This is a genomic window from Microbacterium sp. Soil_C_42 (genome assembly GCF_057656735.1).
Map to the genome: position 1 here is coordinate 12,336 of NZ_JBDGJU010000006.1, position 15,471 is coordinate 27,806.

Here is a 15,471-nt window from a genome sequence, read left to right on the forward strand (position 1 = left end):
CGCGGCGAGACCGCGGTCACCGGACAAGATGTGCACCGACGCCTGCGGCGCGCTCGTTGAGGTAGGCATCCATCGTTCGCCAGCGATGGCGCCGCGCCGCCATTTCCAGAGCGACGAAGTCCGCGCCGTCCCGCAGCATGTCGAGCAGCTCGGTGTGCTCTTCGACGGAATCCGACGCACGCTCAGGGACGAACGCGAATGTCGATTCGCGAAGGCCGGCGAGCCGCGACCAGCCGCGGCGGACCAGGTCGAGGATGTGCGGATTCGGACACGGCTCGTACAGCACGGAGTGGAACTCCTGATTAAGTCGTGTGAACGCGAGTGGGTCGAAGTCGCGCAAGAGCATCCGCATCCGTCCGTTGATGGCCGCAGCGTGATCCAGATCATGGCTGAGGAGGAATGGTGCCGACAGCGCCGTCGCTACCCCTTCGACAACGCTTAGCGTCTGCATCGTGTTCGAGTACTCGCCCTCGTCGATCTGCGCGACCCGAGCCCCGACGTTGTGCTCGAAGGTGACGAAGCCCTCGGCCTCCAGTCGCCGGATCGCCTCGCGCACCGGTACCACGCTCATTCGCAGCTCCGTTGCGATCTGCCCCAGAACCAGCCGATGGCCAGGACGGAACTCGTCGCCGGCGATCCGCTCCCTGATCCACTGGTACGCCCGGTCGGACTTGCTGCCTCGCGATGATGAGCGGGGCGGCGAGCCATCGGGAGCAATAGTCATCGCGGCCGCCTCACGCGGGCAGGAACGAGGCGATCCGGACATCGTCGAGCAGTGCGCACGGAGTTCTGGCTCCCATTCGTGTAACGGCCGACTGATGACCGTGGCGATCCAGGCCGCCGTCCGATCACGGTGCCCTCGTCAAGGACATCGCCGGACTCGCGGTCCGGCAACCCCTCCAGCTGGGTCGTTCGCGCTGAGACATCAACACCGCACTGCGAGGCAAGCCGAGGAACCCCGGGGCGACCACAATGTGAACTTCCGACTTCAAAGGAGAACGTGATGTCCGACCCCACGCCCGCCCTGACAGAAACCGCTCTGGGCGGCGACCAACCATCTGCTTCGGCCGGGCGTCAGGAGCCCGAGCAGGACTTGCTGGATCGCGTTCAGTCCGGTCAAGCCACGGGTCGAGGCATCCACGATCCCGCGACGGGAGCCCTGATCGGCTACGCGCCCGTTCACTCGACGGCCGATCTCGACGACGCCATCGCGCGTGCCGCGGCAGCACAGCCTGGCTGGGAGGCGCTGGGCCACGCAGAACGCAGCGCTCTGCTCGTTCGCGTCGCCGACGCAGTGGACAGGAACGCCGAAGCGCTCGCGCGGTTGCTCTCGCGGGAGCAGGGTAAGCCGCTGAACGGGCCCAACGCACGGTTCGAGGTGGGCGCCTGCTCGGCGTGGCTTCGCACGGCCGCCGCGACGGTGCTGGAGCCCGAAATCGTCGTCGACGACGGCGACGTGCACGCCGAGCTCATCTACAAGGCCGTCGGTGTCGTCGGTGCGATCGGACCGTGGAACTGGCCCTTGATGATCACCATCTGGCAGGTCGCACCGTCTCTGCGGATGGGCAACACCGTGGTGGTCAAGCCGAGCGAGTACACGCCGCTGAGTGTGCTCGCACTGCTCGCCGTCATGAACGAGGTGCTCCCGGAGGACGTGCTGATCGGTGTGTCGGGAGATCGTGAAGTCGGGGCGCGCCTGGCGTCGCACCCCGACATCGACAAGGTCATGTTCACCGGTTCGACGGCCACTGGGCGCCGGATCATCGAGAGCTCGGCCGGCAACCTTGCCCGCCTCACCCTCGAGCTGGGCGGGAACGATGCGGGCATCGTCTTGCCCGGAGCCGACCCGCAGGCGATCGCCCAGGACCTCTTCTGGGGGGCATTCATCAACACAGGCCAGACCTGCGCCGCGCTGAAGCGCCTCTACGTGCACGACTCGATCTACGAGGATGTCGTCGCGGCTCTCGCCGATGTCGCCCGTCAGACGCCGATGGGTCCGGGACTCGACGAGGGCAACGTCCTCGGCCCGCTGCAGAACAAGCAGCAGTTCGACATCGTCTCGCGCCTCGTCGAGGACGCGAAGTCGCATGGAGGGCGCGTGGTCACCGGCGGTGAACCGGCGACCGAGATCGGCGACCTGTTCTACCCGATCACCATCGTCGCCGATGTGACCGACGGCGTCGCGCTCGTCGACGAAGAGCAGTTCGGTCCCGCGCTGCCGGTCGTCCGCTATTCGGACGTCGAAGACGCCATCGCCAGCGCGAACCGACTCGACGTCGGCCTGGGTGCCTCGGTGTGGGCCCGTGACCGTGCGGAGGCGAGGAAGATCGCCCAGCGCATCGAGTCGGGCACCGTTTGGATCAACGCGCACGGAGGAGTGCACCCGATGATCCCCTTCGGGGGCGTCAAGGGCTCGGGGTACGGCCTGGAGTTTGGCGTCGAGGGTCTCAAGGCGGTCGCCGTGCCGCAGGTCATCAACGGTTGAAAATGGGAGAGCAGAACATGGCACGAAGCGCAATCGTCGTCGGAGGAGGATCAGCGGGCTCGGTGGTCGCCCGGCGACTGGTGGACGCCGGACTCGAGGTCACGCTCCTCGAAGCCGGCGGCGAGGACACGAACCCGGCGATCCACGACCCAATGCGGATGGGCGAGCTCTGGCACAGCGCCGAGGACTGGGACTACTACACGGTTCCGCAGGCCCACGCCGACGGTCGACGCCTTCACCTGCCCAGAGGGAAGGTGCTCGGCGGATCGCACGCATTGAACGCGATGATCTGGGTGCGATGCGCGCCCCAGGACTTCGACGGATGGGCGGCGCTTGGCAACGAGGGCTGGGCGTGGGCGGATGTCCTGCCTGTCTACAAGGCGATTGAATCGCACTCGGGCGGCGAGTCCGATATGCACGGGGCGGAAGGACTGCTTCCGGTCTCGGACGATTACGCGCTGAGCCCCATCCAGGTCTCCATCATCGAGGCGGCCGTGCAGGAGGGTCTCGAGCACAATCCCGACTACAACGGTGACCACCTAGACGGCGTGTCGCAGGAGCAGGTGACGATGCGTGACGGGCAGCGCGTCAACACGTGGACGGCGTATCTGAAGCCGATCCGGGATGCCGCGAACTTGACGATCCGGACGGGAGCGCACGTGCACTCGGTGATCGTCGAGGACGGGCGCGCCGTCGGCGTGCGCTATCGAGCGGACGGCGAGGAACTCGAACTCCTCGCCGACGAGGTGGTCCTGTGCGCGGGCGCCCTCGATTCGCCGGCGATTCTGCTGCGATCGGGAATCGGGCCCGCCGCGGAGCTCGACGCGCTCGGGATCGATGTGGTGATCGATTCGCCGCAGGTGGGCAAGAATCTCCATGACCACCTGCTTTCGCCGGTGATCTTCACGACGACGGCGAAGAGGGTCGGACCTCCGTCGCCGAACGTGTCCGTCACCCAGACGCATCTGTTCTGGCGGAGCCTGCCCGATCTCGAGGTCCCGGACACCCAGCCGATCAACTTCTCGGTGCCGATGTTCGGTGACGTTCTCGAGCCTGTGACCGACGACGGCTTCTCCCTCATGGCCGGCATCGTGACCCCGAAGAGCCGTGGCGCGCTCACGCTCACCGGTCCCGAGCTCGATGACCCGATCGCAATCGACCTCGGCGCGCTTGCCAACCCTGACGACGTGCGCTCGCTCGTCGCGTCGGTGCGTCAGTGCCGGTCCATCGGGCGGCAGGCGGCGCTTGCCGACGAGTGGGGAGCGGTTGAGGTGTACCCGGGGTCCGATGTGTCAGACGCGGAACTCGAGGCGTACGTCCGCCGAACGGCCATCACCTACCACCACCAGGTGGGGACGTGTCGGATGGGCGTCGATGACGAGGCCGTGGTGGACCCCCGGCTGCGAGTTCGCGGCGTCGATGGGCTGCGCGTCGTTGACGCGTCGATCATGCCGGTGATCACGACGGGGAACACGAACGCGCCGGCAGTGCTGATCGGCGAACGGGGCGCCGCCTATCTTCTCGAGGACACTCACTCGTAACCAGCGAGGACAGCGACAGAAGGGGCCTGGTCACGTGCGTCCAGGCCCCCTTCTGTCGTGGTCGGGCCAGGGGATCGGCGCGAGCCGCCTATACGCGTTCGCGGCGGATCGACGAGGGCGGAACCCCGAAGTGCGCACGGAACGTCCGGCTGAAGTGAGCGGCGTCTACGAACCCGTTGTCGAGGGCAATGCTGGTGACCGACCGCGTCGCGAGGACCGGGCTCATCAGGTCGTCGTAGCACCGGTCGAGGCGTCGCGTGCGCACCACCGTCGACACGGTCGTCTGCTGGTCGCTGAAGAGCGCGTGCAGATGCCGCACCGAGATGAAATGAGCGGCAGCGATCTGACCGGGATTGAGGTCCGGCTCAGCGAGATGCTCGTCGATGTAGTCCAGGATTCGTCGCATGAGGCCATCGTGCGACGTGGCGGAGGTCGCGTCGCCCAGTTCCGACTCCAGAAGCGTTCCCACCATGTCGAACGCGGTGCGGAACAGTCGTCGCGCTATATGCCCGTCGACCTCGCCGATCTGGCGAGTGAGGGTGGAGAGGTACGGCCGGATCATCGCGCCCACGCCGTTCGCGCCGTCCAGTCGCATCGCGGTGATCCGGCTGAGAAGGTCGGCAGGAATGTCGAGCAGCTCGCGCGGGAACATGACGATCGACATCCGTATGTCGTCGTCGAAGACGAGGGAGTACGGTTTGTCGGTGTCGTACAGGGCCATGTCGCCGGGGCGTAGCGCGGTCTCCCGCCCGTCCTGCACAATCATCCCGGTGCCTTGCTCGATGAGCGAGAACTTGAAGTACCGCTGCGGTGCGCACGCGATCAGCGCCGGGGTGCGGTGCACGCCATGACTGTTGGCCTGCACATCGAACAAGTGGATATCTCCAGTGATGCCCGCGTCCAGTCTGCCGCGGAAGGACTCTGGCTCCTCCGCGTGGACGTCGAGGGCGACGACCGCGTGTGAGACCGTCGCGCGGTAGGAGGCAAAGTCCTGGAGGTCGGCCACCGCGATACTCGGTGCGCCGCTTGCTGATTCGGGCATATCACTCCATCGTGAGCGAATCGTATACGATCGCTTGTGATCGTACCACGCCGCGCTACGTCGGGCGATCGAATCTACGAGCTCACTCCCGCTCGGCGCAGTCGACCCCCCGACGGCGAGCGTTCACGCACAGACAATTCCTTTTCACGGTGGGTCAAGTGCGAGCGGACGCGGGTACCTAGCCTCGAACCGAAGGTGTGCGAGCTGGCTCGCGACACCGGGTGATGCAAAGCGGCAGACCCGAACGACCTGCGCCCTGGCAACCCCGGGATCGAAATCAGTGCGAGCACACCGAAGACCATGGCGGTTCCCTCGTCGGGACATGGTCGTCCCGCACCGAGATCGAGAGGCAAACATGCGCAAGTCACACAAGTTGATCGCGGCGATCGGCGTCCTCGCCGCCAGTACCCTGGCGTTCGCCGGCTGCTCATCCGCCGGTGGAGTTACGCCGTCGGAAGGCGGCGAAGCGGCCACCGGCGAACCGATCGTTGTCGCCGCGCTGAGCGGATTGACGTTCTTCCCCGAAGCCCCACAGGCCGTTCAAGCAGTCTTCGACGACTACAACGCGGCGGGTGGGCTCGACGGCCGGCCGATCGAATACAACGTCTTCGATGACAAGACGGATCCTGCGGCGTCGGCGACCGCGGCGCAGGACGCGGTGTCGTCCGATGCCATCGCGCTCGTCGGAGGTTCGTCCCTGCTCGACTGCGCGGTGAACCACACCACCTGGGAAGACAACGGCATCATCTCGATCCAGGGGACCGGAGTCGATCCCTACTGCTTCGCCACGCCCAACATCGCGCCAGCGAACACCGGTCCGTTCTTCGATACGTTCGCGACCCTCTCCTACGGCTCCGAGGAGCTCGGCTTCGAGAACATCTGCGCGGTCATCGTCCCGGATGAAGCAGCTTCGAAGGCCGCCTACGAGCAGGCCATCGAGGCGTGGGGCGACGCCACCGGCAACGAGCTGGCCTATCTCGACACCTCGCTCGTGCGCGGACAGGCCAGCTACGCAGGCAATGTCTCGAACCTGAAGAGCCAGGACTGCGACGCCATCTTCATGAACGAGGTCGGCGACGCGGTTCTCGGCCTGCTCGGCGAAGCATCGAACCAGGGCATCAGCCTGCCGTTCCTGGTGCTGACATCGTGCTACTCCGACCAATTCGCCGCGTCTGCCGCGTACGGTGGCGACATTTACCTCCCCGCCGAGTTCGCTCCCTACGGCGACTCGAGCATCGACGGGGTCGAAGAGTGGGCAACGACGATGGACGCACATGGTGTGCCCAAGACGTCGTTCGCGCAGGGTGGATACCTCGCTGCGCAGTACTTCCTCGACATCCTCGAGTCCATCGACGGGGACATCACCCGTGACAGCTTCACCGCTGCCGCAAAGGGTATGACGGATCCGATCGACTCGCCGATGGCACAGAGCGAGTACATCTTCGGCGACGCCGAGTTCCACCAGCCGAACAACACGGCGTATCCCGTCGTGCTGCGGGCCGGGACCAACGAGTGGGAGTCGCTCGGTCCGCTGCTGGTCGGCGACGAGATCGGATGGGTCAACACCACCGTCCCAGCGAGCTGATAACGCTTCCCGCACGGTGCGGCGCGGGGTTCACGCCCCGCGCCGCACCGTCTACACCCTCTGCCAACGAAGATCGAAGGAGTGACGTGGACATCCTCGGTTCCCTCATCGTCGGCCTGAGCTCCGGAGCGTTGTATGCCGTGTTCGGCGTCCTGCTCACCCTCATGGCCGCACTGACTCGCGTGATCAACTTCTCGCAGGTCGCCGTAGGCGTCTTCGGCGCCTACCTCTCGCTCAGGTTCATGCCGCTCGGACTCCCCGACTGGGCGGTCGTCTGCATCGCAGTCATCGCCAGCGCCGCGATCTCGTGTCTGCTCGGCTGGGTGATTTCGACATGGTTGGGCGAGTCCAGCACCACCGCCCGCTCGGCTGTCACCGTCGCCACGCTGCTCGGCCTGATGTCTCTCTCGTTCATCGTGTTCGGGACGCGCCCGCAGGCCAACCCGCCGCTGCTCATCGGGCCGCTCCTGTCGTTCGGCACCATCACGGTGACGAAGGTCGGCGCGATGATGCTCCTGGTCGCTATTGGGGTCGCGCTGCTCGCGAAGGCCGTGCTGACCTGGACGCCCCTCGGCGTGCGGCTTCGGGCGATCTCCGACCGCCAGACCGCCGCCGAACTCATGGGCGTCAACGTCAAGGGTCTGCAGCTACTGGTGTGGGGGGTCGCCGGCGGGCTGTCCGGGCTCGTCATCTCCATCGTGGGCAACACCCAAGCCGCGAGCGCGACCTCGATGATCGTGCTCCTGATCCCCGCAGCGGCGGCGGCGCTCGTCGGTGCATTCTCGAGCCTCTGGCTGACCATCGTCGGCGGTCTGCTCGTCGGCGGCCTGCAGGGCCTTCTCACCTCGTTCCCCCAGATCACACTCCTTCGAGATTGGGTGCCGCTCATCGTGATCGTGCTCTTCCTGCTGTGGAACCAGCGAAAGGAGGTCTGGGATGTCGCGCGCTGACCTTCACACCACAACCACCACCGCCGTGGGTCCCGGGGCCGCACGATCGGGTTCCGACCGGCCTTGGCGGCTCTGGGGCACAGTGGTCGCGGCGCTCGTCGTCGCCCTCATCCTGGCGTACACCCTTCCTGACTACTGGCTCTTGATCTCAACCTCCGTGCTGGTCGCGATGATGTCTCTCATAGGGCTGGGAATCGTCACGGGCACCGCGGGGATGATCGCCCTCTGCCAGCTCTCCTTCGCCGCCGTCGGTGGGTGGGTGCTGGACTTTCTGATGACACAGACCGGGCTCTATCCGGCGCTGGGCGGTCTCGCCTTCATTGTCGCGATGTTGGTGGGAGGCGCTGCCGCCGCGCTCCTCGGCTTTGTCGTCGGCTTGCCTGCGCTCAGACTGCGGGGCGTCAATCTCGCTGTTGTGACTCTCGGGGTCGCCGCGGCGCTCGATATGACACTGCAGAAGGTGTCGTTCCCGGACCAGTGGTCGAACGTCCGTGTCGCGCGTCCCTTCGGAATCCCTGGCACCTCGGACCTGTCGGGCAATCGCTCCTACTTCCTCTTCGTCGTCGGTGTCGTCGTGATCGTGGCGCTCGCCGTGTTCTTCCTCCAGCGCAGCCGGTGGGGAGCGGGATGGCGATCTGTCGCGTTCTCGGAGCGTGGCACCGCGGCATCGGGAACGAGCGTTATCACGGCGAAGCTGAGCGCGTTCACCGTGAGTGCATTCATCGGCGGGATCGCCGGCGGGCTGATCGTCGGTCAGGTCACAACTGCCAACTACATCACGTTCCAGACGCTGAACTCCCTGGGCCTCTACGTGCTCGCGATCGCGGTTGGGGCGCACTTCATCGAGATGACGCTTCTTGGCGGGCTCCTGTTCGTGCTCATTCCGGAGATCCTGAAGCAGTTCAAGATCCCGCTGGAGTGGTCGAACATCGCCTTCGCCATCCTCGGCATCCAAGCACTCACCACCAACTCGAACCTTGGAAGCGACATCCGGCGGCTGCTTCTCCGGAGGCGACGCAAGAGTGGGAAGAGCGGTGCCGACCTGAGGCTGGCATCACTCGAACTCCTTGATGCGCCGCTGCCGGAGGCGCAGCCGGACGTGCTGCTGGACGTGCGAGATCTGTCGGTTCAGTTCGGGGCTGTCGCCGCCCTGTCCGGCGTCAATGTCCAGGTGCACACGGGCGAGATCCTGGGTCTCATCGGTCCGAACGGGGCGGGGAAGTCGACGTTCATCGACGCGTTGACCGGATTCCTGCCGCACCATACCGGGACGATCCACCTCGGAGGGCGCCCGCTGGACAGCCTCGCACCGCATCAGATCGCACGCGCGGGCCTCCGCCGCACCTTTCAGCAGGACCGCGTGCCTTCGACGATGACGGTCGGTGCGTACGTAGCCTTCCTCGCCGGACGCAGCGCGCCCAAGGAGCGACTCGAGGAGGTCCTCGACTTCTTCGGCTGTCCTGCCCCAGGCACCCCGCTGCATCTCGTCGACGTCGGCACACGGCGCCTCATCGAGGTCGCTGCGAATCTTGCCGCGAGTCCGCGATTGCTGCTTCTGGACGAACCGGCCGCCGGTCTCTCTCACGAGGAGCACGTGGCGTTCGCTGATCGCCTCCGAGCCGTACCGCAGCGCTTCGACGTGACGCTCCTGATCGTCGAGCACGATCTGGACCTGGTGAGAAGCGTGTGCTCGAACATCGTGGTCCTCAACTTCGGCGAGGTGCTGGCGTCGGGTCGGCAGCATGCGGTGCTGTCGCAACCGGAAGTCATCAAGGCCTACATGGGGGAGACGGAGATGCTGTCATGAGCCTCGTGCTCCAGAACGTCACGGTGCGGCGCGGAATCGGGCCGGTGATCTCCGGAGTCTCCCTGGAGATCCAGCCAGGCGAGATCACCACCCTGGTCGGACCCAATGGGGCGGGCAAGACCAGTCTGCTCGAGGCGATCTCGGGGGTCGTGACCACGGTCACCGGACAGATGACCCTCGATTCGCAGGATGTGCGGCGCCTGTCTCGTCGACAGCGGTCACTCGCGGGGATCAAGCACGTCGAACAGGGAAGGATGATCTTTCCTTCGCTCACAGTGCGAGAGAACCTCCGCTTGGCCGCCCGCACGAAGACGGACATGGATGCGGCGATCTCCCTGTTCCCCGAGCTCGAGAAGCGCATCGACAGCACAACAATGCTGCTGTCCGGCGGCGAGCAGCAGATGGTCGTGCTGGCTCGCGCGTTCGCCGCAAAGCCTAAATACCTGCTCATCGACGAGATGTCGCTCGGCCTTGCACCGGTCGTCTTCCTGCGGCTCATCCCCACGATCAAGCACATCGCTGAGACCGGGGTCGGCGTCCTGCTCGTCGAACAGTTCGCGCATCTCGCTCTCGGTGTGGCGAGCAGTGCAGTCGTTGTCACGGGGGGACGGGTGTCGTTCCAGGGAGCGCCCGGAGAACTGCTGGCAGACGAGACTCTCCTCCGCAAGGCGTACCTCGGATGAGTGCACAGGCGGCGGTGCTCGTGCGGGAGATCCACGCTCATCGTGCGAGCACCGCCTCGACCCCGGCGGCGAGTCGATCGAAGCCGTCCGTGGCTCGGCGGTTGACCGGGGAAACAGTATGACGACGCTCGTCGGTACGACCCGACAGGTCGTCTTCGATGCTGTCGGCGAAACTCGGGTCGACAGGACGCCCCTTCCCGAACTCGGACCGGACGATCTGCTGATCCGGATCGCGCTGGTCGGGATCTGCGCCACTGACCTCCATCTCCTCGCCGGTCACATCGGCGATCCCTTCCCTCTGGTTCCTGGGCACGAGTTCGTGGGAGAGGTCGCCGCCATCGGCTCGCGAGCGGCGGAGGCGCGAGGGGTGGCGGCGGGGGACCACGTCGCCGTCGAGATGCTCCTTCCGTGTCGTGCATGCGCACGGTGCAGGGAGGGACGCTACAACCTGTGTGAGCTTGACGACCCATGCTCCGGGCTCGGGAGGGGTCGTCAGTACGGGATCAACATCCCGCGGAGCATGCATCCCGGGCTCTGGGGCGGCTACGCGGACTACGTGTTCGCTCCCGACTCCGCCATCATCCATCGGCTGCCGGTCGGTATGCCGTGGGACCACGCAGTGCTCGTCGAACCTCTCGCTGTCGCACATCGCGCCGTCGCGAGGGGGCGGGTCGAGCCCGGGGATGACGTCGTGGTCATCGGTCCTGGTCCTGTCGGGTTGCTTGCGACGGCCGCTGCGCGAGGCGCTGGCGCAGGTCGCGTGGTCGTCGTCGGTACGCGCGCCCAACGCCTGACACTCGCCCGCCGATTCGGTGCGGATGCTGTGATCAATGCCACTGAGGTCGACAGCATCCCGGCCGCTGTGCGGGCGCTGCTCGGTCGCAACGGCGCTGATGTCGCGGTCGAGACGGCCGGAGTCGTCGCCGCTCAGCGGGATGCTGTGCAAACCGTACGCCGTGGTGGTCGCGTCGTGCTCGCCGGCGCGTGCGGCGCGGGTAAGGCCGTGAGTTTCCTCGCAGACGAGGAGCTGCTCACCCGCGAGATCGACGTGCTGCCGAGTTTCCTCTCTGCCGGCGGGTTCGAACCGGCTATCGCGCAGCTCTCGCGTGGCGAGTTCCCCTTCAGAGAGCTCGTCACCCACCGATTCCGACTCGATCAGGTGGACGAGGCCTTCGCGCTCATCGCCGCCCGCCGGGACGGGGTCATCAAGGCCGTCATCGATCCGCACCGCGAAGAAAGTAAGGACACCACATGACGCGACCGATCGCCGACCCGGCCCACGAAACATGGCGGACCTACGACGAGTTTGCTGCCGGGATCGACACGTTTCGACTACCTAACACTTCGCTTGCAGGTCAGTCGTTCGAGATTCGACTAGATGACGGCTCGGAACTCGCGCTCAGTTTCGCTGACACCACGGTGACATGGTCTGCGCAGGGTGTGCTCCCGACGAACCGGCCTACTGTCGACCCGTACGACGCCGTCGCGGTGCGCACGGATGTGATCTTCGTCAACCTTCCGCTGACGAGTCGTGAGCGCACCGCGCTCACTCTCGTCTACTCGACGACGACTCGTCGCGCGCTCGTCGTGCTCTCGGTGATCGCCGAAGAGGCGGCCGAGGGGCTGCCGCAGGTGGCACAGACCTTCTGGGCCGGCACGAAGGCGGGCGGAGCGCCGACGGGGGAGCCGCCGGCGCCGAGCCGTGATCTCATCGGGAAGCGCAACGTCTACCGTTACAGTCCCGATCATCTCTACGAGCACGTCTATCTGTCGAGTGAGCGCTACTGCTGGCAGTGCATCGAGGGTGTCCAGCGTGGTCACGGCGACACCGACCTCTCGACGGTGTGGAAGTTCGACGACGGTCTTTACCTCTTTTGCTTCCGCGAGTTCCGGATTGCCGTTGCGAGCGTGTGGCTGCACGATCTCGGGTACCAACTGCGCACGACCGGGATATTCCTCGGCCTCAACGGGGCCGGTCAAGCGGAGCACTCCCGCGGCGGCGGCCACATCTATCCGCTCGGGGCAGTCTCGTACCCCGATGCTCAGCCGATCTGAGGAGTCGAACATGACCAACGCAGACATCATCCGCGCGCACTACGCGGCATCCGATCGGGGCGATCTCGCCGGCATGCTGGCACCACTCGACGAGGACGTGCGGTGGACGGAGGCCGCCGGGTTTCCCTATGCCGGAACCTACGTCGGCCCGCAGGCAGTTGCCGAGAACGTCTTTGCCCGGATTCAACAGGACTGGGACGGATTCACGCTCATCGTCGACCACATCGTCGATGGCGGAGACGTGATCGTCGGACTCGGCACTTACCGCGGAACGAACCGTCGAACCGGGCGATCATTCGCCGCGCGTGTCGCGCACGTCTGGACGCTCGCCGAGGGGCGCGTCATCGCGTTCGAGCAGATCACCGACAGTCAGCTGGTGAATGACGCCGCGTCGGGCCTTTGACCGGAGTTGGGATTCGCGATCGGATCGGCAGCCCAGCTCCTCAGCATGTCGAGTGCGTCTGCGGAGGACGTGCCCGCCTCGGTGAGGTACGACGTGATCGCTGTGTCGGGCGCGGATTCGAGGGTGAGCACGTTGTAGACGAGTGTCATCTCGCCGACGACCGGATGGTTGATGCTCTTGCGGCCGGTGTTGTGGGCACGAACCGTGTGCCCGGACCACCAGTTGCTGAACTCCGGGCTGCGTGTCACCAACTCACCGATCAACGCCATCAGCGCACGGTCGTTCGGGTCGTGGCCCGCGGCCAGGCGCATGCTGGACACGACGGATCGCGCCGTCGTGTTCCAATCGGCGTAGAAGTCGCGAGCGCGCGGATCGAAGAACGTGTAGCGGAACTGGTTGAGCGGTGCGGCTTCGGCTGGGAAGAGGTCGGCGAACAGAACGCGGCCCAGGCGGTTGGACGCCACGATGTCGCCCAGTCGGTTACTGACAATGACGGGTACGTCGCGCATCGTGTCAATGAGATGGGCTACGTCCGGCGAGAGGCGCGCTTCGCCGCGCCGAGGCGTGCGGCGGGCGCCGGATCCGGTCGCGTTGCGGCCGAGGTCCAGGAGGTGTGCAGTCTCGGCGTGGTCGAGGCGTAGAGCCCTCGCTACCGAGTGCAGGACGATCTCGGAGACCCCGCCCAGGTCGCCGCGCTCCATCCGTGTGTAGTAGGAGAGGCTGACTCCGGCAAGCTGAGCCACTTCCTCGCGGCGCAAGCCGGGGACCCGCCGTTCGCCGCCGAACATCGGAACGCCGGCACGTTCGGGGGAGACGCGGCCGCGCGCTGCGGTGAGGAACTCCCGCGCTTCAACCTTCGGATCCATGAATTCGAGGCTATCCCGGGGTCGGCGCGCGTGGGGGACAACGGCTCTGTCTCCCAGCCTCGACCCGGTACGACGTAGCGTCGAATCAGCCAACGCTCCACGAACGAAAGCTGTTCTCCCATGCAAACCGTCACCCTCAACAACGGCGTCCAGATGCCGATCCTCGGCTTCGGTGTCTTCCAAGTCGGGCCGGGCGAGACCGAGAAGGCCGTGTCGGACGCGCTCGCCGCCGGCTATCGTCTCATCGACACAGCAGCGATGTATCAGAATGAGGAAGCGGTAGGCGCCGCGATCGCCGCCAGCGGCATTCCGCGCGACGAGCTGTTCATCACAACGAAGCTGTGGATCCAGGATGCCGGCGAGGAAAACACGCAGCGTGCGTTCGACAACTCGCTGCGGCGACTTCGCCTCGACTATGTCGATCTCTATCTCATCCACCAGCCCTATGGCGACTACTACAGCGAGTGGCGCGCCATGGAGTCCATCCACGCGGACAAGACCGCTCGCGCGATCGGCGTGTCGAACTTCGCCGAGGACCGCCTGCTCGACCTCATCCTCAACAACGAGATCGTTCCCGCCGTCAACCAGATCGACACGAACGTCTTCCGCCAGAACGCCCGCTACCAGGAACTCATGAAAGCGGAAGGCGTACAGCTGGAAGCCTGGGGACCGTTCGCCGAGGGCAAGCGCGACTTCTTCACCAACCCAACGCTCGCCGCCATCGGAGAGTCATATGGGAAGTCGGTCGCGCAGGTGGCGTTGCGTTGGATGATCCAGCGCGACATCGTGGTGATCCCGAAGACGGTGAGCCCCGACCGCATGGCGCAGAACCTCGACGTGTTCGACTTCGCGCTCACGGACGAAGACATGAGCACGATCGCCGGACTCGACACCGAGACCAGCGCGTTCTTCGACCACCGCGAGCCGGAGGCTGTGCGCCGTCTCGCCGCCACTCGCTTCAACTGATCGAGGGAAGAGAGACCCGCATGCGCACCGTCAAGGCCTACGGCGCCACCTCGGCCACCGCTCCTCTGGCCCCTACCACCATCCAGCGCCGTGACGTGGGACCTCGCGACGTACTCATCGAGATCACCCACGCCGGCATCTGCCACTCCGACATCAGCACCGTGCGCGGCGATTGGGGCCCGACGACGTTTCCACTCGTGGTCGGCCACGAGATCGTCGGCATCATCGCGGAAGTCGGAACCGAGGTCACCCTTCACGCCGTCGGCGACCGAGTCGGGGTGGGCTGCATGGTCAACTCGTGTCGAGATTGCGTGAACTGCCTCGCCGGACTCGAGCAGTACTGCCTCAATGGCTTCACGCAGACGTACAACTACCCGGACCTGGACGGCACGATCACCCAGGGCGGGTACTCGACCCACGTCGTGGTCGTCGAAGACTTCGTCTTGAAAGTGCCAGACGCCATCCCGCTCGAGCAGGCCGCGCCGTTGCTGTGCGCCGGGATCACCACGTATTCGCCGTTGGCGCACTGGAAGGCCGAGCCAGGCAAGAAGGTCGCGGTGATCGGGCTGGGCGGACTAGGACACATGGCGGTGAAGATCGCTCACGCCATGGGCGCAGACGTGACGGTCCTCTCGCAGTCGCTGGGCAAGAAGGACGACGCGCTCGTGCTCGGGGCGGACCACTACTACGCCACAAGCGACTCCGACACCTTCACGGAGCTGGCGAACACGTTCGACCTGATCATCAACACCGTCTCGTCGGCCGAGATCGACATCGCCGGGTACCTGTCGATGCTGACGCTGGACGGAACCCTTGTGAACGTCGGTGCGCCAGGCGAGCCGATCCCGGTTCCCGTGTTCGCGCTCTTCAGCAACCGGCGTTCTTTCGCCGGCTCGAGCATCGGCGGCCTGCGCGAGACCCAGGCGATGCTCGACTTCTGTGCCGAGCACCGGATAGCGCCCGAGATCGAACTGATCGCCGCCGAAGGGATCAATGAGGCGTGGGATCGCGTGCTGCACTCGGACGTGCGCTACCGTTTCGTCATCGACATCGCCACGCTGAACTGAGGGGGGCCGTTCGGCGAGAAG

The 15,471-nt window shown here is 65.8% G+C and carries 14 protein-coding genes; 11 read left to right on the top strand and 3 right to left on the bottom strand.

Features of this window, described 5'->3' with window-relative positions; all coding sequences use genetic code 11:
- Positions 1 to 16: 16 nt before the first annotated feature.
- Positions 17 to 724 (bottom strand): GntR family transcriptional regulator, encoded by a 708-nt coding sequence (locus AC3A46_RS05655; protein WP_487664225.1) that lies wholly within the window; start codon positions 722 to 724, stop codon positions 17 to 19.
- A 279-nt stretch (positions 725 to 1,003) separates the two neighbouring features.
- Here AC3A46_RS05655 and AC3A46_RS05660 point away from each other — a divergent pair, with 279 nt between their 5' ends.
- Complete coding sequence (locus AC3A46_RS05660) at positions 1,004 to 2,485, top strand: aldehyde dehydrogenase family protein (protein WP_487664226.1); 1,482 nt, start codon at positions 1,004 to 1,006, stop codon at positions 2,483 to 2,485.
- A 17-nt stretch (positions 2,486 to 2,502) separates the two neighbouring features.
- Positions 2,503 to 4,026: a GMC family oxidoreductase gene (locus AC3A46_RS05665; RefSeq protein WP_487664227.1), complete on the top strand. Its 1,524-nt coding sequence runs from the start codon at positions 2,503 to 2,505 to the stop codon at positions 4,024 to 4,026.
- 88 nt (positions 4,027 to 4,114) lie between these two features.
- On the opposite strand, the gene AC3A46_RS05670 is transcribed toward AC3A46_RS05665, so the two are convergent.
- Positions 4,115 to 5,068, bottom strand: a complete 954-nt coding sequence (locus tag AC3A46_RS05670; protein WP_487664228.1) for an AraC-like ligand-binding domain-containing protein — start codon at positions 5,066 to 5,068, stop codon at positions 4,115 to 4,117.
- 355 nt (positions 5,069 to 5,423) lie between these two features.
- Here AC3A46_RS05670 and AC3A46_RS05675 point away from each other — a divergent pair, with 355 nt between their 5' ends.
- The 7 genes from AC3A46_RS05675 (at position 5,424) to AC3A46_RS05705 (ending at position 12,551) form a co-directional block, all read left to right on the top strand.
- Positions 5,424 to 6,653 (top strand): ABC transporter substrate-binding protein, encoded by a 1,230-nt coding sequence (locus tag AC3A46_RS05675; protein WP_487664229.1) that lies wholly within the window; start codon positions 5,424 to 5,426, stop codon positions 6,651 to 6,653.
- A gap of 86 nt (positions 6,654 to 6,739) precedes the next feature.
- Positions 6,740 to 7,603 carry a branched-chain amino acid ABC transporter permease gene (locus tag AC3A46_RS05680; RefSeq protein ID WP_487664230.1) on the top strand — a complete coding sequence of 288 codons (864 nt, stop codon included), beginning with the start codon at positions 6,740 to 6,742 and terminating at the stop codon, positions 7,601 to 7,603.
- The gene (locus AC3A46_RS05685) at positions 7,590 to 9,410 is read left to right on the top strand and encodes a branched-chain amino acid ABC transporter ATP-binding protein/permease (RefSeq protein ID WP_487664231.1); all 1,821 of its coding nucleotides are present in this window, start codon (positions 7,590 to 7,592) and stop codon (positions 9,408 to 9,410) included. The genes AC3A46_RS05680 and AC3A46_RS05685 overlap by 14 nt, the downstream gene beginning before the upstream one ends.
- The gene (locus tag AC3A46_RS05690; RefSeq protein ID WP_487664232.1) at positions 9,407 to 10,093 is read left to right on the top strand and encodes an ABC transporter ATP-binding protein; all 687 of its coding nucleotides are present in this window, start codon (positions 9,407 to 9,409) and stop codon (positions 10,091 to 10,093) included. The genes AC3A46_RS05685 and AC3A46_RS05690 overlap by 4 nt, the downstream gene beginning before the upstream one ends.
- A gap of 118 nt (positions 10,094 to 10,211) precedes the next feature.
- On the top strand, positions 10,212 to 11,348 hold the full coding sequence (locus AC3A46_RS05695) for a zinc-dependent alcohol dehydrogenase (protein ID WP_487664233.1): 1,137 nt from the start codon (positions 10,212 to 10,214) through the stop codon (positions 11,346 to 11,348).
- Positions 11,345 to 12,148 (top strand): MoaF C-terminal domain-containing protein, encoded by an 804-nt coding sequence (locus AC3A46_RS05700; RefSeq protein WP_487664234.1) that lies wholly within the window; start codon positions 11,345 to 11,347, stop codon positions 12,146 to 12,148. Before AC3A46_RS05695 ends, AC3A46_RS05700 begins: the two co-directional genes overlap by 4 nt.
- A gap of 10 nt (positions 12,149 to 12,158) precedes the next feature.
- Positions 12,159 to 12,551 (top strand): nuclear transport factor 2 family protein, encoded by a 393-nt coding sequence (locus AC3A46_RS05705; RefSeq protein ID WP_487664235.1) that lies wholly within the window; start codon positions 12,159 to 12,161, stop codon positions 12,549 to 12,551.
- Here the strand turns inward: AC3A46_RS05705 and AC3A46_RS05710 are convergent.
- Complete coding sequence (locus AC3A46_RS05710; RefSeq protein ID WP_487664236.1) at positions 12,518 to 13,417, bottom strand: helix-turn-helix transcriptional regulator; 900 nt, start codon at positions 13,415 to 13,417, stop codon at positions 12,518 to 12,520. The genes AC3A46_RS05705 and AC3A46_RS05710 overlap by 34 nt on opposite strands.
- A gap of 120 nt (positions 13,418 to 13,537) precedes the next feature.
- Here AC3A46_RS05710 and AC3A46_RS05715 point away from each other — a divergent pair, with 120 nt between their 5' ends.
- Both AC3A46_RS05715 and AC3A46_RS05720 read left to right on the top strand, forming a co-directional pair.
- Positions 13,538 to 14,383, top strand: a complete 846-nt coding sequence (locus tag AC3A46_RS05715) for an aldo/keto reductase (RefSeq protein WP_487664237.1) — start codon at positions 13,538 to 13,540, stop codon at positions 14,381 to 14,383.
- A 20-nt stretch (positions 14,384 to 14,403) separates the two neighbouring features.
- Positions 14,404 to 15,450 carry an NAD(P)-dependent alcohol dehydrogenase gene (locus AC3A46_RS05720; protein ID WP_487664238.1) on the top strand — a complete coding sequence of 349 codons (1,047 nt, stop codon included), beginning with the start codon at positions 14,404 to 14,406 and terminating at the stop codon, positions 15,448 to 15,450.
- Positions 15,451 to 15,471: the final 21 nt, after the last annotated feature.